Annotated in this window: 18 protein-coding genes, 2 pseudogenes and 1 other annotated feature; of the genes and pseudogenes, 14 read left to right on the top strand and 6 right to left on the bottom strand. The window is 59.8% G+C overall.

Translation table 11 applies throughout. From position 1 onward, the window contains the following. Window positions 1-70 precede the first annotated feature (70 nt). Window positions 71-1423: a Fic family protein gene (locus COW1_RS10430; RefSeq protein WP_201344129.1), complete on the top strand. Its 1353-nt coding sequence runs from the start codon at window positions 71-73 to the stop codon at window positions 1421-1423. 198 nt (window positions 1424-1621) lie between these two features. Here the strand turns inward: COW1_RS10430 and COW1_RS10425 are convergent. Continuing rightward, window positions 1622-2011 (bottom strand): annotated as a pseudogene (locus COW1_RS10425) (integrase core domain-containing protein); the annotation flags it as partial. Between the two features lie 51 nt (window positions 2012-2062). Between COW1_RS10425 and COW1_RS10420 the strand changes: the two are divergent. From COW1_RS10420 to COW1_RS10405, 4 genes are all read left to right on the top strand, one after another. Further along, window positions 2063-3291, top strand: a protein-coding gene (locus COW1_RS10420; RefSeq protein WP_370590865.1) for an IS3 family transposase whose coding sequence is annotated in 2 segments (ribosomal slippage) — window positions 2063-2342 and window positions 2342-3291 — 1230 coding nt in all. Because the reading frame shifts where the segments join, the coding sequence is not laid out codon by codon here. After that, window positions 2341-2457: a sequence feature (AL1L pseudoknot), on the top strand. It overlaps the preceding gene by 117 nt. Before the next feature lie 464 nt (window positions 3292-3755). Next, on the top strand, window positions 3756-4169 hold the full coding sequence (locus COW1_RS10415) for a GreA/GreB family elongation factor (RefSeq protein ID WP_201344127.1): 414 nt from the start codon (window positions 3756-3758) through the stop codon (window positions 4167-4169). Window positions 4170-4238: 69 nt separating this feature from the next. Beyond that, window positions 4239-4769: a hypothetical protein gene (locus COW1_RS10410; RefSeq protein ID WP_201344126.1), complete on the top strand. Its 531-nt coding sequence runs from the start codon at window positions 4239-4241 to the stop codon at window positions 4767-4769. Between the two features lie 281 nt (window positions 4770-5050). After that, on the top strand, window positions 5051-5413 hold the full coding sequence (locus COW1_RS10405; protein WP_201344125.1) for a GreA/GreB family elongation factor: 363 nt from the start codon (window positions 5051-5053) through the stop codon (window positions 5411-5413). Between the two features lie 744 nt (window positions 5414-6157). On the opposite strand, the gene COW1_RS10400 is transcribed toward COW1_RS10405, so the two are convergent. Further along, a complete protein-coding gene (locus COW1_RS10400; RefSeq protein WP_201344124.1) occupies window positions 6158-7651 on the bottom strand; it encodes an AsmA-like C-terminal region-containing protein in 1494 nt (497 codons plus the stop codon). Between the two features lie 513 nt (window positions 7652-8164). Continuing rightward, window positions 8165-8884, bottom strand: a complete 720-nt coding sequence (locus COW1_RS10395; RefSeq protein ID WP_096364678.1) for a VC0807 family protein — start codon at window positions 8882-8884, stop codon at window positions 8165-8167. A 277-nt stretch (window positions 8885-9161) separates the two neighbouring features. Between COW1_RS10395 and COW1_RS10390 the strand changes: the two genes are divergently transcribed. The 8 genes from COW1_RS10390 to COW1_RS10355 all read left to right on the top strand — a co-directional run bounded on the left by COW1_RS10390 (window position 9162) and on the right by COW1_RS10355 (window position 15170). Beyond that, entirely contained in the window at window positions 9162-9308 is a 147-nt protein-coding gene (locus tag COW1_RS10390) for a hypothetical protein (RefSeq protein WP_201344123.1), read from the top strand. 6 nt (window positions 9309-9314) lie between these two features. Then, window positions 9315-9641: a DNA-binding protein gene (locus tag COW1_RS10385; protein ID WP_201344122.1), complete on the top strand. Its 327-nt coding sequence runs from the start codon at window positions 9315-9317 to the stop codon at window positions 9639-9641. A gap of 164 nt (window positions 9642-9805) precedes the next feature. Beyond that, window positions 9806-10402: a TetR/AcrR family transcriptional regulator gene (locus COW1_RS10380; protein WP_201344121.1), complete on the top strand. Its 597-nt coding sequence runs from the start codon at window positions 9806-9808 to the stop codon at window positions 10400-10402. Between the two features lie 74 nt (window positions 10403-10476). Then, window positions 10477-10893: a DsrE family protein gene (locus COW1_RS10375; RefSeq protein ID WP_201344120.1), complete on the top strand. Its 417-nt coding sequence runs from the start codon at window positions 10477-10479 to the stop codon at window positions 10891-10893. An 11-nt stretch (window positions 10894-10904) separates the two neighbouring features. Continuing rightward, on the top strand, window positions 10905-11141 hold the full coding sequence (locus tag COW1_RS10370; protein WP_096364684.1) for a sulfurtransferase TusA family protein: 237 nt from the start codon (window positions 10905-10907) through the stop codon (window positions 11139-11141). A gap of 240 nt (window positions 11142-11381) precedes the next feature. Then, complete coding sequence (locus tag COW1_RS10365; protein WP_231971583.1) at window positions 11382-11852, top strand: DsrE family protein; 471 nt, start codon at window positions 11382-11384, stop codon at window positions 11850-11852. Window positions 11853-11960: 108 nt separating this feature from the next. Continuing rightward, window positions 11961-12359, top strand: coding sequence for a large-conductance mechanosensitive channel protein MscL (gene mscL, locus COW1_RS10360; protein WP_201344119.1), 399 nt, complete (start codon window positions 11961-11963; stop codon window positions 12357-12359). Window positions 12360-12599: 240 nt separating this feature from the next. After that, on the top strand, window positions 12600-15170 hold the full coding sequence (locus tag COW1_RS10355) for a DUF748 domain-containing protein (protein ID WP_201344118.1): 2571 nt from the start codon (window positions 12600-12602) through the stop codon (window positions 15168-15170). Between the two features lie 145 nt (window positions 15171-15315). On the opposite strand, the gene COW1_RS10350 is transcribed toward COW1_RS10355, so the two are convergent. Next, a complete protein-coding gene (locus tag COW1_RS10350) occupies window positions 15316-16221 on the bottom strand; it encodes a bile acid:sodium symporter family protein (RefSeq protein ID WP_201346090.1) in 906 nt (301 codons plus the stop codon). A 307-nt stretch (window positions 16222-16528) separates the two neighbouring features. Here COW1_RS10350 and COW1_RS10345 point away from each other — a divergent pair, with 307 nt between their 5' ends. Further along, window positions 16529-17116 carry a CBS domain-containing protein gene (locus COW1_RS10345; RefSeq protein WP_201344117.1) on the top strand — a complete coding sequence of 196 codons (588 nt, stop codon included), beginning with the start codon at window positions 16529-16531 and terminating at the stop codon, window positions 17114-17116. Here the strand turns inward: COW1_RS10345 and COW1_RS17270 are convergent. Then, window positions 17037-17549, bottom strand: coding sequence for a helix-turn-helix transcriptional regulator (locus COW1_RS17270; protein WP_370590864.1), 513 nt, complete (start codon window positions 17547-17549; stop codon window positions 17037-17039). The genes COW1_RS10345 and COW1_RS17270 overlap by 80 nt on opposite strands. Further along, a pseudogene (locus tag COW1_RS17265) lies at window positions 17533-17802 on the bottom strand (cupin domain-containing protein); the annotation flags it as partial. The pseudogene COW1_RS17265 and the gene COW1_RS17270, both read right to left, overlap by 17 nt. Between the last annotated feature and the right edge of the window lie 24 nt (window positions 17803-17826).

Here is a 17826-nt window from a genome sequence, read left to right as displayed (position 1 = left end):
GATTAGTAGATTTGTTCACGACATGATGCTAATTTACTACTAATTCATGACAAATTAGTAGTAAATTGCTATGAAATTGCCCTTGCCGCCTCCTGACTATCAAGAGTTGCTGAACGGCATTATTTCGGAGAACCCAAACCGGTTCTCCGAGATATTGTCGTTTGGGCTAACCCCTGACCCCAAAGGGAAATATTATCATTGGGACAAACTGCGACATATTGAGCCACCCAATGATCTTAGCCCTGAGGAATGGTGGTTTGCCGTTAAGTCTGCGCGCCGTGCCTTGTATCGTCCGCTGCCATTTACCGACAAATCCGGCAATCCATTTAAGTACGCGCAACCGGATATTGTCCAACGACTTCTGCACCAGATAACCAGGGATGCGAGTGGCGCGATACAAACATCAGAAGTCGTTACCAACCCGCATACAAAGGACACCTACCTTGTCAATTCACTGATCGAAGAAGCGATAACCTCAAGCCAGCTTGAAGGGGCATCTACGACCAGGAAGGTTGCCAAGGAAATGATAAGGCAAAATAGGAAGCCGAAAGACAATTCGGAGAAAATGATAATAAATAACTATCATGCAATGCAGTTTGTGAGCGATATGAAGCATGAAAGGCTTACGCCCAGCATGATTTATGAACTGCATGAGATCCTTACAACTGGAACTTTGGATGATCCGAATGCTGTAGGAAAACTGAGATCTTCTGATGACGTATATGTTGGCGATGAGCGGGATGCAACTAAATTACATATACCACCGAAAGCGTCTGAGTTGCAGGCCAGGATCGAGAATCTCTGTTTATTTGCAAACAATAAGTCCTCGCAGGAATTTATTCACCCTGTTATAAAAGCTGTATTGCTGCACTTTGTTTTAGCGTATGACCACCCATTCGAAGATGGTAATGGCAGGACCGCTAGAGCACTATTTTATTGGAGCATGCTTAACCAGGGTTATTGGTTGATAGAATTTATCTCTATATCTCGGATTCTCAAAGCTGCGCCGGCAAAATACACAAAATCATACCTTTATACCGAAACTGATGATAATGATGTTACATATTTTATTGTGTATCAGTTGGAGGTAATTGTTAGAGCAATAGCAGATTTGTTTGTCTATCTTGAGAAAAAGAGGGAAGAAGTAAGAACCGTAGAGTCACTCCTGAAGAAATCACCGGCCCTGCAAGGGCTGCTTAATCATAGACAGATGGCGCTGCTTAATCGTGCGCTGAAAAAACCATTATCAATATTTACCTTCGAGAGCCACAGGGGGGCGCATAATATCGCCTACCAGACTGCCAGAACAGATTTATTGCGGCTCTCGGATTTGGGGTTGTTGGAAAAGAAGAAAAGAGGGAAGTCATTTGTTTTTGTTGCGCCCGAAAATATACAGGACAGGTTGCAAGAACTTAAGACGTGAACGTTAAAGGAAGGAACGTTAATGAGTAAAGGGGTCGGTGACAATGTCGCGATGTCATTGGTCATCGACCCCTTGTTCTCGATTATTTGGGTCGTCTGGAAGACTTCACGTGTTCGCTACAAAAGGGATAAGTTGTAGTAGTCGCGATCTGATCTGACAGTTACCGGCTCCGAGGAAGCCGTGGCTGTCAGGTCAAGTTCAGGCGATGAACTTTTCCTTCCAGATTTGTTTGCCATCCTCCCATGTCGCCATGGGCGTGCGTCCGCAGCACATCTTGCCCTGATGGGTGCGCTCATTATTGTAGTACGCCAGCCAGGTGTCCAGATCCGCCTGTAGGGATTCCAGGTTCGTGTAGATGTGCTTGCGGAACGTGACCTGGTAGAACTCCTGGAGAATGGTCTTGTGGAAGCGCTCGCAGATCCCGTTGGTCTGCGGGGAACGGGCCCGGGTGCGGGTGTGCTCGATGTCGTTGACCGCCAGGTAGAGCTGGTAGTCATGGCGATCGGCCTTGCCGCAGTATTCCGTCCCTCGGTCGGTCAGGATGCGCAGCAGCGGCAAGCCATGCTCTTCATAGAACGGCAGCACCCGGTGAACCGCCCCGGGTTTTGAGGAGGCTCCGATATCTGAGAGAATGGAGCCATGAACAAGTCCAACAAATTTTCACCTGAGGTCCGGGAGCGGGCGGTGCGGATGGTCCAGGAGCACCGTGGGGAGTACTCGTCGCTGTGGGCGGCCGTGGAGTCGATCGCCCCGAAGATCGGTTGTGTGCCGCAGACACTGCTGGAGTGGGTCAAGCGGGCGGAGATCGATGCCGGTGCGCGTCCGGGCACGACTACGGACGAGGCGCAGCGCATCAAGGATCTGGAGCGCGAGAACAAGGAACTGCGCCGCGCCAATGACATCCTGCGCACGGCCAGCGCTTTTTTCGCCCAAGCGGAGCTCGACCGCAAACTGAAGTCATAAACGCCTACATCGATCAGCATCGGGATACCTACGGGGTCGAGCCGATCTGCAAGGTATTGCAGATTGCCCCGTCGGCCTACCGACGCCACGCTGCCCGGCGCCGCAACCCGGAACTGCGCAGCGTCCGGGCCAAGCGCGATGCGATGCTGATGCCGCATATTGAGCGGATATGGCAGGCCAATTTCCAGGTCTACGGCGCCGACAAGGTCTGGAAGCAGATGAACCGTGAAGGCGTTCGCGTGGCGCGCTGTACCGTGGAGCGGCTCATGGGCCACCTGGGCTTGCAGGGGGCGCGCCGGGGCAAGACGGTGCGCACCACCGTGGCGGACCGCTCGGCGCCGTGTCCGTTCGACCGGGTCAATCGGCAGTTTACGGCCGATCGCCCCAACCAACTCTGGGTGTCGGACTTCACCTATGTCTCGACCTGGCAGGGTTGGCTGTATGTGGCCTTCATCATTGATGTGTTCGCCCGTCGCATCGTGGGCTGGCGCGTCAGCCGCACCATGACGACCGACTTCGTCCTCGATGCCCTGGAACAGGCGCTCTACGCCCGCCAGCCGGGGGACGCGGACGGGTTGGTTCACCACTCGGACCGAGGCTCGCAGTATGTCTCCATCCGCTACACGGAGCGCCTGGCCGAGATGGGCATAGAACCTTCGGTGGGCAGCAAGGGCGACAGTTACGACAACGCGCTGGCCGAGACCATCAACGGCCTGTACAAGGCGGAACTGATCCATCGGCGCGGTCCCTGGAAATCTCCGGAGTCGGTCGAACTGGCCACGCTGGAATGGGTAGCCTGGTTCAATCATCATCGGTTGATGGAGCCCCTGGGGTATATCCCTCCGGCGGAAGCTGAGGCAGACTACTACCAGCAACTCGCCAGTCAGGATCCAATAGCGGCCTGACTTAAACCAAACAGCCTCCGCGAAACCCGGGGCGGTTCAATGCCTTTCCCATTCTGACCGGATCTGAGGAGCCCCCCTTTTTGGACCCCTTTTTGGGGTGGCTGGCCTTTCCTAGTGGAACTGTTATTCTGTGGATGATTCGCGCCGGACCGTCTGCGTGCCGGCGCCTGTTCCAGGGGATCCGTCCATGTCGCATTACAATCTGCATATTTGTGGCGTATCGGCTCAGATCATTCCGACGCTGCTCATTCCGGCAGCGATCATGACGGGGGCGCGCTTCACCACGCCGCTCTGATCCGGAGCGCGTTCCCCGCGCTCCGGCTACCTTTCCGACCATCTCCAGACTTCGAGTTCTGCCCGACAGGCGGCGCGTTGCGTTTGCGTGCGCTCGTCACGAGCCGCGGACGGTTGTGCATGCGCCGAGTCGGAGGCAGTCAACGCACACGCATACAGAGGAATGACCGATGAATCCGCATATTGCACATCTGACGCGTCACGACGTCCGTCGCCTGACGCGCCTGATCGACAACATGGCACCAGGCAGCCGGGACACCGAACACCTGGATCGCCTGATCGACAAGCTGCAGGCCGGTGAAGAGTTGCAACCGGCTGAAGTGCCCAGGGACCTGGTCACCATGCACAGCGTAGCGCTCCTGTTCGATATGGACAGCAACCGGAGGATGGAATGCACCCTGGTCCTTCCCGGCGACGCTGACGCCTCGGCCGGTTGTATTTCGGTGCTCGCCCCGTTGGGGACGGCGCTGTTCGGTGCACGTGTAGGCGACCTCCTAGAGGTGGAGCTGCCCTCCGGCATGCGGCATTGGCGGGTGGAGTCGCTGCTGTATCAGCCCGAAGCGGCCGGTGTAATCGAACTGTAGCGCGGCACGCGAGGCGATTCGCGTCTGCATGGTCTGCAATCCATGCGACCTGACCGAGGGAGATATCACATGTCCGTCCATGTGCTCGAACAACTCGTCCGCAAGCGCGGACTCGACATCCAGACGAGCTTCGCCGCCGAAGCGGCGAAGCAACTCGGCCCAGGTTCGGCCGTCGTGTCCGAGACGTCGCCACGCGGTCTGCGGCTCCTGGCCGAAACCGAGCGGCAGCTCGCCGAGACCGTGACGACACTGAGGCGGTGCTATCCTGACCTGCTCGACGTTGGTGAACTCAGGATCCGTTACCGCGACGACCCGGAACCGGCAGAACCCATCATGTGCGTGGTCATCGATGCGCAGCAATCGCATCTGGCACTGCTGCGCGCGAATCTGCTGCAGCGACGCGCAGTGCTGCGTGACTGCGAGGTCCGCGACGGGGCTGCGGCACCCGGCCGCGTTCTTCTGTGTGCCCTTGTGCCGCTGAGCGAGTTGCTGGGTTACGATGTCGAGCTCGCCTTCCTGTGCGGCGGTGATGCTTCGCTCGATATGCGTTTCAGCCACTATGCACCGTTGCATGGCGGCGGGCCGGATGGTGCAGCCTGACACGCGGATGCATCCGTGTACGTAGTGTCGATGGTCAATTCGAAATTTGCTTTATTTATCTGCCCGGGCTATGGTTCGGAGCGGTTATCTTGTAGACATTTGCGACGTTAAAAAGCAAACATGCACGCACGTATTTTAATCCATAGAGCCTGTTCTCCCACCTTTCTCATTTGAGCCAGGCGCCTGATGGCGCCTGGCTTGCTCACCTGTTCCATTCTTTCTTTATGCCTGCCAGTGCTTTTGGAGGGCTGATGTCGGCTGTCAAGCGATTGAGGTCGTTTATGTCCAATTATCTGAGGAAAATCGAGCAGTATTGCATGCTCAGCAGCGTCAATTTCTTTCTGAGTCCGGTCGTGCTGAACAACGTGCTTGTTGAACTGGAAAGACTACAGGGTGCGGACACTGGCGAAATGGATGTATCCAGCATTTCAAGGATCGGCTCTCAGGTGCGGCTGGTCGATCTCCATGACGGCGCAGTGATGGTCGTCAAGCTCGTGTTGCCGGAAAAGAGTAATCCGCAGCATGGACTTTTGTCCGTTCTGTCGCCGCTGGGCTCGGCCATACTCGGTAAAAAGGCGGGCGAGAAGGTCGAGGTCTCGTCGTTCGGTTATCGCCATTCATACGTGGTGCGTGACGTGTCGTAACGGTCTGTGCTGGTGTCTGCTGACCGTTCAACAGAGGAGGAATCGAACATTGAACTATCTATCCTGCCGCCAGGTAATGCTGAATTTCGAATCGCCGATGAGGGTTGCACGGAGGGCGGCGCGTGACGACTCTCGGGCTTGTGCGAGTGAGTGACATGAGTAAGGAAAACCGGAAGAAACCACCCCAAAAGACGTTGAAGGAGAAGAAGGCGGAAAAACGCGAAAAACGACGGCAACAGTCGAAGGACTGACGTCAGGCGGGCGCTTCAGGCGCCCGTTTATTGTTGGGGGATTACCCGGCCGCCGAGGGATCACGGAGAGACGTGGAGACGGGTAATCGTGACAATTGAAAGTGGTCGGTGACAACTGAGAATCAGCTTCAGGAATATTTCTATGCTCGTCACGGACTGGCGGCGGAATAATCAAATCGATTGGAACGGAACTGCAATGCCCGGAAAGCTCCCCATATGCCTGGCGGGCGTCGCAGCTCACGCCTATGTCCTGATGACCAGCCACAGCCATTTTCTCAGGACGCCAGGGCGTGAGCAGGAACCGGATCGAGTGCGTGCTGGGACGGGCCGTGGGTTACCCGGAGACAGGTCGCCCCGTGAGTGGGCGATCGGAATGATTCTCGGTTGTCACCGACCCCTTTATGCCCGGACCCCTTTATGCCCGGTTGTCACCGACCCCTTTATGCCTCCTTTATGCCTTTTCCGCTGTGATTCCGGGGGGTGGGCTGACGTATTACTCGGGCTTATTCTTGCGCTTGAAGATACTGGTGAGGTTGTCCACCGCCTCGCCGATCTTGGCGCCTACCGCTGTCCCGATGCCAGGCCCCAGGATCAGTGTGCCGGCGCCCGCCCCGGCCATGCTCGATTTGGTCGGGCGGAAGGTCGGTGCATCGGTGGTGCCGGCGACCACCAGCGGAACGCTCAGTACCTTGCCGGTCTTTTCCAGTCCCACACTGATTTCGCCCTTCAACTCCCGGGCGGGATTGATCGCAATGTCGCCCGATGCGGCCAGGGCCGAGGAGGTGATTTCCAGTTCATCAAGGCGGTAATGCTGCTGCCTGGCGGTCAGCCTGCCGCTGAGGCGGTCAAACGGCGTTTGCTGTTCTCTTGCCGGCGGGGCGTCTTTGAGCTTGATGAGCTGGGCCGCGCGTTCCAGGTCCGTTTCGTATACCACGCCCTGGCTGATAGTGAAATCGCAGCCCATTTCCATGCCTTCAAGCAGCGTTGATATCGCTTGCGCCTGCACTGTCCCCTGGCATTGTCCGGTCAGTCCCCCGCTGATGATGCGTTGCTCGAACACTTGCAGCAGGGGCTCGAGCTGGACATCCTCCATCCGGCTGTTGAACCGGGTCTGCCAGCCGTGGCTCCAGTCGAGTTCGCCGCTGACGGATAGTTCACCTGCGTAGGCCTGTATGTACCCGCTGTGGATCTGCAGCTGGCTGCCGGCGAGTGAGCCTTTGAAGGCTGAATTCCTGAAGTGCAACGCGGGTCCGACGGGTAAGGTCAGATTCGCTGCGGTGGCAGTGAAGCGATCCCGGCCTGATTCGGTTTCGCTCTCGAACGTGAGTGCCGCCTCTTGCCCCTGGTTCAGGTAATCCAGCCTGCAGTCGAAAGTGCGCTGTTCATGCATGCTCTCGGCGGCAGGACCCTGCAGCCTTATGGCGCATTCGCCGGCAATGCGCCCCGGCAGTGAGGGCCGTCCCAGAGCGGTCAACAGCGGCGCCAGTGCCAGACTGTCTGTCCGGGTATCCAGGGACAGCTGCCAGCCGTCTGACCACTGCAGACGGCCGCTGGCCTGTACCCGGCTGTCGTAACCCTTGAGTGATATCTGCTCGAAATCGATCTGCTGTTTGTCATAGAGCCCGGTCAGGGTGAACTGATCCAGGGTCACAGGCAGTTCGAATGGGAACATTCCCTTGTCGCTGTGCAGGGTCAATCGCCACTGCTTTCCCGCGGGGGAGGCATGCAGCTGTACTGCCTTACGGGTGTCACGCAGGATGATTGCCGCGGGTTTCAGGCCACTGTCCCAGCGGGCATCCAGACGGAACGGTCCATAAGTCTTTTGCTCCGTTCGCCAGGTCAGATTCCGGATGCCGGCGCTGTGGAGTCGGAAGGGCATGGCGGCGGCGCCGTCCCGCGGTTTGAGGCCGGCAAACATCTGCTTGATGCTGTCCACTACCTGCGGGTTCAGCTCCACATCCTGCAGGGACAGCTGCTGTATCTCCAACTTGCCCTGAAGCAATGGCAGTAATGAGAAACCGGCATGGAGTCTGCCGATCTCGAGCTGTTCCCGGGGGGGGGTTGCCGTGTTCTGCGCTGATGCCGTTCAGTTGCACTGATGGTCGCGGCAGGAGGCGCAGAGAGATCTGATCGATTTCGACCGGCCGGTCGAGCGCGTTCGACAGCTGATCGCTGAGCGTTGTGCGGATCTCGTCCTGGTTGATGGCGTGCGGGACGACTGCCAGTATCCCCAGCACCGCTATCAGGAGTATTCCGGTTGTTCGGAGCCAGACGCGCATCGTCAGAGGTCTTCGGTTATACCTTCTGAGGTTAGCGGCAGTTTTTCAGGGATGATGAAGGCTGTTTTATATAGGTACTAAATGCGGGGTTGCTGGGGAACTTGTCTGTAAAACAATCAGTTGTCAGGGCCTGATCAAGAAGGGATCAAGGTTTAGGACGGGGGCCAGGATATTTTCTGCGCCCGGGAACGCCGTGCCGGAATCAGGACGCAATCAACTTTTCACTGCTTCGCAATGACTTCCTCGAAGCTGAATCCGGTCAGCACGCGAATCGTGCGCCACAGGTAGAACAGGATCGCCATCATCATCAGGGTCGACGGGATGGCGATAACGGGATAGCTGAGCAGCGTCATCCGGCCGAGTTCCTCGTTGAACGCAGGCGTGCCTGCCGGGCTGGTGACGATCCAGGTGGCCAGCAGGTAGTTCATCACGGCCGAGAACAGGAAGGTGCTGCTCAACAGGTAGGTGGCATTCTGCAGTCGGCCTTCGAATGCCGCCCGGTTCCCGAGTTCACCGAGCCGGGTCTCGATCTTCTCCACATCGAGCACCCTGGGGTTGTACACCAGTGTCCTGATCAGGGGATAGGGGGTGTAGGTGGAGGCGAGGACGGCGATGCCGATCACCGCGGGGACGGCGGCCTCCTTGACGGCCAGCCATTCCGGAGAGAGTTGCAACAGACCGATGCCGCCCGTAAGCAGGATGCTCACCAGGCCGAGCAGGGCGATGAAATTGAATTTCCGGTATCTGACCAATTCGAACGCGCCCCAGCCCAGCGGGAAGGCCAGCGCGATGATCAATGCGGCGCTGGGGCCCAGGTGTTCCGGGCCGCTCAATTGCATCAGGATGACGGACGGAATCAGCAGGCTGACCAGCAGGTCGACCATGGGCCTGGGTTTGTGTGCCGGTGGCGACTGCAGTTTGGTGGTGGTGTCGTTGCCCATCAGTTCATGCTGTTCGTGGATTGGTAAGGTTGTTCCGGCGCACCGCTGGCCGGTTGCGCCGCATACCGGGTATGACCGGGGAAAATCGATAATGTTCTGAGTAAATGCAATAAAAGCGGGGTACGCAGGCGCATTTTATGATGATTTGCGTGACAAATATCCAGACAAATTCTGGGTAATGGGGGCGGGCCTGGATTCAGGGAGTGTACCTTGTACGGGCTTTTTTCTTCCATTCCCCACCACCTTGCATTGGTAACATAAGCGTTACCATTAGCCCATGACATGGACGTCAGAAGAGTACCTGGACGAAGCGGGTCGCTTCCCCTTCGGCCGCTGGTTCAGCAGTCTCTCGGGGCAGGCCGCGGCCAGGCTGGCGCACCAGCGCTGGCGGGAATACAAACACAGGAAATCCGTGAAGAGGTAGAGGGTGATGGCATTGACCCGGAAATTTCGGGAGACCCTGCAGGCGCGGGCGCAGCGGGATACGAAGTTCCGGCACGCATTACTTGCCGAGGCGGTCAACGAATTGCTGGGAGGCGATCTGGCTGCCGGTAAAGCCCTGCTGCGGGACTATATGAATGCCACGCTGGGCTTCGAGCGGTTGGCGGTGGAAACGGGAAAATCGACCAAGAGCCTGCAGCGTATGCTGGGCGCATCCGGGAATCCCACGGCTGAGAATCTCAATGCTATCCTGAAGGTGCTTCAGGAATGCGAAGAGGTTCAGTTCAGGATCAGGATAGATGGAACTGCTGCCTGATCGCGGTATCAAATTCCTGAAAATCGGGGCCATATAAGTATTGTATTGAATATCAATAATATACGTTCTCATTCTTGGAGTTGTTCCTGATCCCCGCGGAAAAATTTGTGCTGGAGGATAATTTCTCGCTTGACTAGAACGAATGTTCATTCTAATCTGAATGCATGGAAACTACCGCAGAAACCCAACGCACCCGCGCCACCCCGGCCACCGAACAGGTGCTGGGGGCGGCATTGAATCTCTTCACCGAGCAGGGGTACTTCAATACCTCGATTCCGGACATCGTCAAGGCCTCTTCGGTCAGTACCGGCTCCATCTATCACCACTTCCGTGACAAGGAGGGGATCGCACGCAGCCTGTTCGAGACCCTGGTCGAGCGCATGGAGTCGAAATTCAGCGAAATCGAAGCCGCCCACGCCACGGCGCACGATCGCTGCCGGGCGGTGATCGCGCTGCTGTTCGACCTCACCGAACAGGAGCCGGCGGTGATGCGGTTCATGCTGTTCTCCCGCCATCGGGAGTTCATTCCGGACCAGAAGCCGGTCTGCTCCTCGCGTCCCTTTGTGCAGATGCGCGAGATGGTGGCCGCCGGGATGAAGGGCGGCGAAGTGCGGGAGATGACCCCGATCGTGGCCGCCTCGGCCGTGTTCGGCGGGGCGCTGCGCCTGATTCAACTACGTCTGGACGGGATTCTGGACGCGCCATTGCCGGAGTATCTCGACGAGATCTGGCAGTGCGCCTGGCGGTCGGTGGCCGTCTGAACCTTCGGTTCAGACGGCATCGGCCTTTTTCTGGCCCATAAATTAGAACGAACGTTCGTTCTAAGGAGGCAGCAATGAAATCACTCGCAATCGTGGTCCGCGAGGACGGCTACGACAAACTGCTCACGCCCCTGGCCTTCGCCTATCTGCAGGGGGCGGAGGGCACCCAGGTCGATCTGCTGTTTGTGAACTGGGCGGTCAGGGCGCTCACCGAGGACGGCGCGAAAGCCCAGGTGATCCAGGGGGAGCATGCCGATCAGGATGGCTGGGTGCGCCAGCAGGTCGAGAAGGCGGGACTGCCGCCGGATCTCTATGACGTGATCCAGGCCCTCAAGGCCACCGATAACGTGAATTTCTATGCCTGCAGCCTGGCGGCCAGCATCTTCGGCGTGAACGAGGACAACCTGATCCCGGAAGCCAGCGGTATCGTCGGTGCCTCGTGGTTTCTGAATGAAAAAGCCGCCAAGGCCGAACATTGCCAGTATTTTTAAGGAGCACGGAGATGAGCGAGATCAAAGCCGACAGCAAGCTGGATACCAGTGGCAAATGTTGTCCCATGCCGATCGTGGAAACCAACATGGCGATGAAAAAGATCAACAGCGGCGAAGTGCTGGAGATCGTTGCCACCGATCCCGGCACGCTCACGGACATCCCGGCCTGGTGCAACCGTACGGGACACACGCTGCTGGAGTCGGGCGAGAGTGACGGGGTGATGCAGTTCTATGTCAGAAAAGGCTGAGGTTGACGAGCTGTGCGGGGGGTGTGTCTATTACCCGCCCAACCTGCCCGCAGCAGCCTATAGCGAAGCGGACTATCATGAGCTGCAACAGAAGCGCTGTGCATACGATTACCGGCCAGGCGATCAGAACTGCCGGCTGACACGCAAGACCAGTTGCTCGATTGTGGATCTGCAGAACATGCAAAGCCGTTAGCCATCACGGAGTGCGTTATGAGAAATTTGTTCAGATATATATTGCTGGTGCTGTCGCTGGTCCTGGCAACCGGCCAGGGCCATGCGGGCAGCCGGATAAACGATAGCGCCGCACTGGCCGATCTGAAGGTCGGTCAGGCGGTGTTTCTGATTGATATCGCCGATGCAAAGAAAATGAACTTCTATCTGGAAGTCATTCAGGGCACCTTCAAGGGGATGCGGGATCAGGGTGTGACGCCTGATTTTGTGATGGTGTATATCGGCCCGAGCGTGCAGTATCTCAGCACCTCGCCGAGTGCGGATGTTGAAGCCAGGTATGGTGCCGTGCTGATGGAAATGGAAAGCAATGTGGAAAAGCTGGCTGCGCTGGGCGTCAGGCAGGAAGTCTGTGCCGTGGCAACCGATGCCTTCGGCATTGACAACAAAACCCTGCTGCCCGAACTCGACCTGGTCGGTGATGGCTTCATTTCACTGATCGGTTATCAGGCGCAGGGGTATCACCTGGTGCCCGTCTTCTGAAGCCAATAAGGCATACCCCTGGTTTTTCGTGCTCTGAACTATACTCACGAAGTACTGGGCCATCAGGGCACGGGAACGTCAATGCCAATCGTATGGGGAGGGTGTTGGATGGGTATGCTGAAGGAATTCAAGGGGTTCGCGGTCAAGGGTAATGTCGTGGACATGGCGGTCGGGATCATCATCGGGGTGGCCTTCGGCAAGATCGTGTCCTCCTTCGTGGCCGACCTGGTGATGCCGTCACTGGGCATGCTGATCGGCGGGGTGGATTTCAGCAACCTGGCCATAACCCTGAGGGCGGCGGCAGAGGGCAGGGAAGCTGTTACCCTGAACTACGGCGCCTTCATCCAGACGGTGTTCGATTTCATCATCGTGGCCTTTGCCATTTTCATCGCGGTGAAGGCGATCAACAGGATGAAACGCAAGGAGGAGGCGGCACCCGCGGCACCGCCGGTCCCCACCAACGAGGAAAAGCTGCTGACCGAGATCCGCGACCTCCTGAAAAAGTAGGTTAGGATTTACGGGATTTGAGGGGTCCGGACCCTGTTGTGCATATGGCCCGGATGTCTCTGCATCGACCCCAGTAAAAAACCACTCAGGTTGTCCCGGCTGGTGGAAGCTGCGCCCTGCGGGCGTCCGTGGCTGCAAATGCCTGCCTGATCTTCTATTATTGCCGCAACGCCCCGATGCTCCATGTCGATGGGCGTCGACCGGGGCCTTGTTACATCCCTTGATCCGGAACAGCCATCGATGACATCGCGCGGCCGCAAACTCTCCCTCACGCTGACAATACTGGCGCTGGTATTCCTGCTGGCGCTGGTCATGCTGCCCTACGGCATCAAGTGGGTCCTGCAGGATCAGCTGCGCGAGCGCGGCGCAGCCGCGGCGACCATCAGCGACGTCAACTTCAATCCCTTCAAGGGTACTCTGGTCATCCGGGATCTCGATGTCCGTGCACCGGACGGGGGACGGTTGCGCGCCCAATACGCCTTCGTCGACATCGACTGGCTGGACCTGTTCGAACGGCACGTCAATATCCGTAAACTCCAACTCAACAGCGCCGATGTCACGCTGCGGCTGGAGGAAGACGGCAAATGGTATCTTGCCGGGCTGAGCGAGCCCGTCGTCGATCCGGACCGGCCCGCCGAGCCCGAGCCGGACGCCGAGGCGCCGACCTGGACGGTGCAGCTGCAGAGCCTGTCCCTGCAATCCACCCGGCTGGGCTATGCCATGCCGCGCTGGGAGGCAGGCCTGGATATCGAGGCGCTGGAGATCCTGGAACTCAACACCCGCAATGTCGATCAGCCCGCCCACATCGATTTCAGCGGCGAACTCAACGACGCACCGGTGAACATCACGGCGGAGCTCTCGCCCTTCGCCGCGACGCCCGAGTATCGCCTCAACACCCGGGTCCAGGCACTGGGGCTGTCACAGTTTCAGGCCTTCCTGCCGGAGGGCTGGCGCCTCGCCGCGGGGCAGTTCATGGTCGATGGCGACTGGCGCATCCGGCAGCCGGAAGCCGCTGCCTGGGCCATCGATTACAGCGGCCGGCTGGCGCTGGCCGAGGCCGATCTCGCCCATCCCGAAATGAAGTTGTCGAGCCAGGCCCTGGAGTGGGACGGAAGCCTCGGCCTGAGCCTGCCGGCGGGGGAGGCCGCTCCCTCGCTGACGCTGGAGGGTGAACTCAGCAACACGGGGCTGGATCTGCAGGCGAGCGCGCCCGGCCTGAGCGTGCAGCGCGAACAGATGAGCTTCACGGGGACGGTCGGGATCGCCGATCTGAGTGATCCGACAGGACTCACCCTCGCGGGGTCCATCGACAACCGCGGCCTGCAGGTGCGGCAGCGGGAACCCGCCCGCGGGCTGCTCGAGGCCGACCGGCTCCAGGTGCAGGACCTGGCCATCGCCGGGCTGGACGATATCCGGGTGGTGAAGGTTGCGGCCGACGGACTGCGGATGCTGGCGCCGCTGGAAGCAGCTGAGGCGGGCGAGGCGGTATTCGCCAGTCCCGGGGTCGCGATTCGCGATATCCGGTTCGAGGCGCGGCAGCGACTGAAGGTGAACGAGGTTGCGCTGGGCAAGGCGCAGATCCAGCTGGTGCGCGAGGCGGACGGCGGCTGGCGCGGCCTGAGCGTCCCGGCCGGGACGGAGGCAACGCAGGGATCGCCGGCCGCGCCGGCCGGGGCTGAAGGCGAAGCGGCGGAGGCCAGCGAGCCGGTCAGGGTCAGCATCGGCACCGTTACCCTGGCCGGGGGCAGCACCTTCACCTTCACCGACCGCTCGGTGGAGCCGGCCTATGTGAATGAAGTGAACCTCGAGCGATTCCGGCTCGAACAGATCGACACGGGTGCGCCCGAAACACCCCTGCAGCTGGCGCTCGAGGCGAAGAGCGAGAAGTATTCGGGCCTGACCGCGAATGGCTGGATCAAGCCCTTCGGCGAGCAACTGTCCAGCGCCATCGAACTCGGCATCGAGCACCTCAGCCTGCCGCCGCTGTCACCCTACATGGCGATGACCACCGGCTACTCCATCCGCAGTGGCAGTGTGAGCGTGGACAGCCGGATCGACATCGACGCGGGGCAGATGAATATCACAAACGATCTGCGCCTGGACCAGTTCCACGTCCAACCCGTCAGCGAGGAGCAGCGCCAGCGCATCGACCAGAAGCTGTCCATGCCGCTCGGCACGGCGCTGTCCACGCTGCGCGACGACAACGACAACATTGCGCTCAGCCTGCCCGTGACCGGCAGCGTCGAGGATCCCAGCTTTGGCATCTCGGACGCCATCAACCAGGCCCTGGCCAAGGCCCTGAAGACCGCAGCCGTCAGCTATATCAAGTTCGCGCTGCAGCCCTATGGCAGCCTGATCGCGGTCGGGCAGTTCGTCGGCGAGAAGATGAGCCATATCCGGCTCGAGCCGGTGGCCTTCGCCAACGGCTCCGCGGCACTCGACCAGGACGCCGGGCAGTATCTGCAGAAGATCGGCGAGTTGCTGCAGAAGCGCCCCGAGTTGCAGCTCAGGGTCTGCGGTTATGCCGTGCCCGCCGACCGCGCGGCCCTGCATGAACAGCGCCAGGCCGAGGCCGGAAAGGCCGAAGCCGCCCCCGGCGGTGATGGACGGGACGCCGCGCCGGCCGAACCCGGCGCGGAGATTGAGCCGATCGCGGACCAGACGCTGCTGGATCTCGCCGGACAGCGCGCCCGCGCTGTCCAGGACAGCCTGGTCCAGACCCACGAGGTCGATCCCGGGCGCCTGTTCGTCTGCCAGCCCGAGCTGGAGTCAGACCCGGATGCTGAGGCAGGCGTTGCACTGAATCTCTAGGGCGAGTCTGATTGATCGGAGTCGCCCCGCCATCCCCGCGCAGGCGGGGATCCACCTGCCGCGACGGTGTGTGGATGACTCGCTGTCCGGGCATTGCAACAACAGCCGAGTCGGATCCATCCAGGTCGGTCTCCCTTCACGCCACTCAGCCGGAGCGCCGCCACAGCGCCGCCAGCAGCGAGCCGCTCAGGTTGTGCCAGATGCTGAACAGCGCGCCCGGCAGGGCGGCCAGCGGCGCGAAATACTTCATCGCCAGCGCCACCGCCAGGCCGGAATTCTGCATCCCCACCTCGATCGCCAGCGTCCGGCACACCGTGGTGTCGTAGCCCAGCAGCCGAGGGACGGCATAACCGCCGAGCAGTCCGGTCAGATTGTGCAGGACGACCGCCAGCAGCAGCAACAGGGAGAGTTCGCCCAGCCTCTCGTGATTGAGCGCCACGATGATCGCGATGATCAGCACAATGGCGGCCACCGAGATCAGGGGAAAGGCATGCTGCAGCGGCCGGAGCCGCGCGTGCAGGAAATGGTTGAGGGCAATGCCCAGCAGCACCGGCGCGATGATCAGCTGCACGATGCTCATCAGCATCTGCAGAACAGGGACATCGATGCTGGCGTTGAGATACAGCCAGCTCAGCCACGGGGTGAGCAGCACTGCCAGCAGGGTGGACACCGCTGTGAGGGTGATCGACAGGGCCACATTGCCCTTCGCGAGATAACACACCACATTCGAGGCCGTGCCGCCGGGGCTGGCGCCGACCAGTACCATCCCGGCGGTGAGCAGCGGGTTCAGGCCCAGCAGCAGCGAGATCCCCCAGGCCGCCAGCGGCATCACGCCGAACTGCAGCAGCGCGCCCAGAACAATCAACTTCGGCATTTTCAGGATGCGGGTGAAATCATCCAGTGTCAGCGTCAGGCCCATGCCGAACATCACCAGCGCCAGCAGCGGCAGAATCGCGCTCTTGAGACCGGCGAACAGCGCCGGCTGCCACCAGGCAAGCGCGGAGAACAGGATGGCCCAGAGCGGGAAGAGGCGGGTGAGAGTATGGATCAGCATTGGTTTGAAGGGCTGAGGAGGCTTGAACACAGCTGCCGGATAAGGTCGGAAAAGTCGATTATCCGCGCCTTGCTGTATCTGTCAGTTGCTGACAATAAAATAATTCTGCTTGTCCATTGCGTGGACTAATGCGCGCTTTTTCATGCGGGTTCAGCAGCTTAACCGGTTTCCTGGCGAGTGTGAACAGCAGTGGCGTCTGGCATTAAACGGATTAATTCGCGACGAAATTATTTTAGCGCGTATTCCGTCGCTGTATGTCTTATTTATTGACGTCCGTTGTTTGCATGACATAGCCGGAGGTTTCATGTTTCAGAACTACGATACATTGCAGCAGGGCGCGCTGGAAACGGGTGTCACCTATTCGCGGCCTCCGCAGCGGCTGCCCGAAAGGGTCAGGGCGGATGATCCCGCCGTGCATGTGATGACGGACTTCAGCAAGGTTGCGGCCATCACCATGGGCCCCTGTGCGACCATCGATGATGCCAATGAACGCATGATCGCCAGCGGCGTGCGCATGCTGCTGATCACGGATCAGTACAATGCCATCATGGGCGTGGTGACCAGCACCGATATCATGGGTGAGCGTCCCATGCGCTATCTGCAGCAGATCGGCGGCAAGCGCGGCGAGATACTGCTGCGCGACATCATGACCCCGCAGGATCAGATCGAGGTGCTGCCGATGAACCAGGTGGAAAAGGCCTGCGTCGGGGATATCGTCAACACCCTGTACCGCTACGGCAGAAAGCATGCGCTGGTCGTTGAGCAGGCAGCCGGTGGCCAGCGGGTGCGCGGGGTGTTTTCCGCCAGCCAGATCAGCCGCCAGCTGGGCGAGACCATCGACCCCGCCGAGGTGGCCAACTCCTTCGCCGAAGTGGGAGCCGCATTGGCCTGATGCTGTTCGGCTCAGGCGCCGGCTGGGCCGTCGGGGTACATCCCTTGTCCGGTTGCGCCGCTGCGCGCCCGGGCCGACGCCCCCATACCCGCTTGAACGCCTTGCGAAACGCTGCCTCGGTCGCGTAGCCCATCTGCTCGGCCACGCGGGCAACGGACTGGCCCGGGTCGCGCAGCAGCCGGTCGGCTTCGCGCATGCGCAGATCGGTGAGGTAGCCCATGGGTGTCTGGCCGACAAGGCGGACGAAATGCTGGGCGAAGGCGGTGCGTGACAGACTCTCCACCGACCAGGCCCCGCCGGGGGCGCGATGGATGTCGGCCAGGGCTATAGGCACAGGCGCGGGTCGACGAGTGCGGCCAGCCAGCCGCACGCTGTTCGGCCTCGGACAGCATGAGCCGGGCGAGTTGATCGACACGGCTTGACACCTGAGCATCCACGCTGCGCACCACCACCACTTCCGACAGAGCGTCGAGGACGGGATTGCCCGGCCCCTCGCCGAACTCGATATATCCGCACATCACGACGGTGCCGGTGTCCGTGTCGCATTCGGCCCGGGCTGCACCGGTTTCCGGCCAGCCGGACAGGGTATGTCAGGCATCGTGAGGCAATACCACAAGATCTCCGCCACGCAGCGCAATCTCGGGGCGGGCCGTATCCAGACGCAGCCAGACGCTGCCGCGACCGATCAGATGAAAGGTGGCGCGCCGGGT

The sequence above is a fragment of the Thiohalobacter sp. COW1 genome, assembly GCF_016629505.1.
GTDB lineage: Bacteria > Pseudomonadota > Gammaproteobacteria > Thiohalobacterales > Thiohalobacteraceae > Thiohalobacter > Thiohalobacter thiocyanaticus_A.
Note: the sequence above shows the minus strand (reverse complement) of the source record. Positions and strands in the feature narration are given on the sequence as shown.

What these genes read in the sequence shown, in the direction of transcription:
- COW1_RS10370 (WP_096364684.1), top strand. Translation starts at nt 10,905, where the DNA reads ATGAGCGAGATCAAAGCCGACAGCAAGCTGGATACCAGTGGCAAATGT.
- COW1_RS10405 (WP_201344125.1), top strand. Translation starts at nt 5,051, where the DNA reads ATGTCCAATTATCTGAGGAAAATCGAGCAGTATTGCATGCTCAGCAGC.
- COW1_RS10355 (WP_201344118.1), top strand. Translation starts at nt 12,600, where the DNA reads ATGACATCGCGCGGCCGCAAACTCTCCCTCACGCTGACAATACTGGCG.
- COW1_RS10395 (WP_096364678.1), bottom strand. Translation starts at nt 8,884, where the DNA reads ATGGGCAACGACACCACCACCAAACTGCAGTCGCCACCGGCACACAAA.
- COW1_RS10375 (WP_201344120.1), top strand. Translation starts at nt 10,477, where the DNA reads ATGAAATCACTCGCAATCGTGGTCCGCGAGGACGGCTACGACAAACTG.
- mscL (WP_201344119.1), top strand. Translation starts at nt 11,961, where the DNA reads ATGGGTATGCTGAAGGAATTCAAGGGGTTCGCGGTCAAGGGTAATGTC.
- COW1_RS10345 (WP_201344117.1), top strand. Translation starts at nt 16,529, where the DNA reads ATGTTTCAGAACTACGATACATTGCAGCAGGGCGCGCTGGAAACGGGT.
- COW1_RS10390 (WP_201344123.1), top strand. Translation starts at nt 9,162, where the DNA reads ATGACATGGACGTCAGAAGAGTACCTGGACGAAGCGGGTCGCTTCCCC.
- COW1_RS17270 (WP_370590864.1), bottom strand. Translation starts at nt 17,549, where the DNA reads ATGCTCAGGTGTCAAGCCGTGTCGATCAACTCGCCCGGCTCATGCTGT.
- COW1_RS10415 (WP_201344127.1), top strand. Translation starts at nt 3,756, where the DNA reads ATGAATCCGCATATTGCACATCTGACGCGTCACGACGTCCGTCGCCTG.
- COW1_RS10430 (WP_201344129.1), top strand. Translation starts at nt 71, where the DNA reads ATGAAATTGCCCTTGCCGCCTCCTGACTATCAAGAGTTGCTGAACGGC.
- COW1_RS10410 (WP_201344126.1), top strand. Translation starts at nt 4,239, where the DNA reads ATGTCCGTCCATGTGCTCGAACAACTCGTCCGCAAGCGCGGACTCGAC.
- COW1_RS10380 (WP_201344121.1), top strand. Translation starts at nt 9,806, where the DNA reads ATGGAAACTACCGCAGAAACCCAACGCACCCGCGCCACCCCGGCCACC.
- COW1_RS10385 (WP_201344122.1), top strand. Translation starts at nt 9,315, where the DNA reads ATGGCATTGACCCGGAAATTTCGGGAGACCCTGCAGGCGCGGGCGCAG.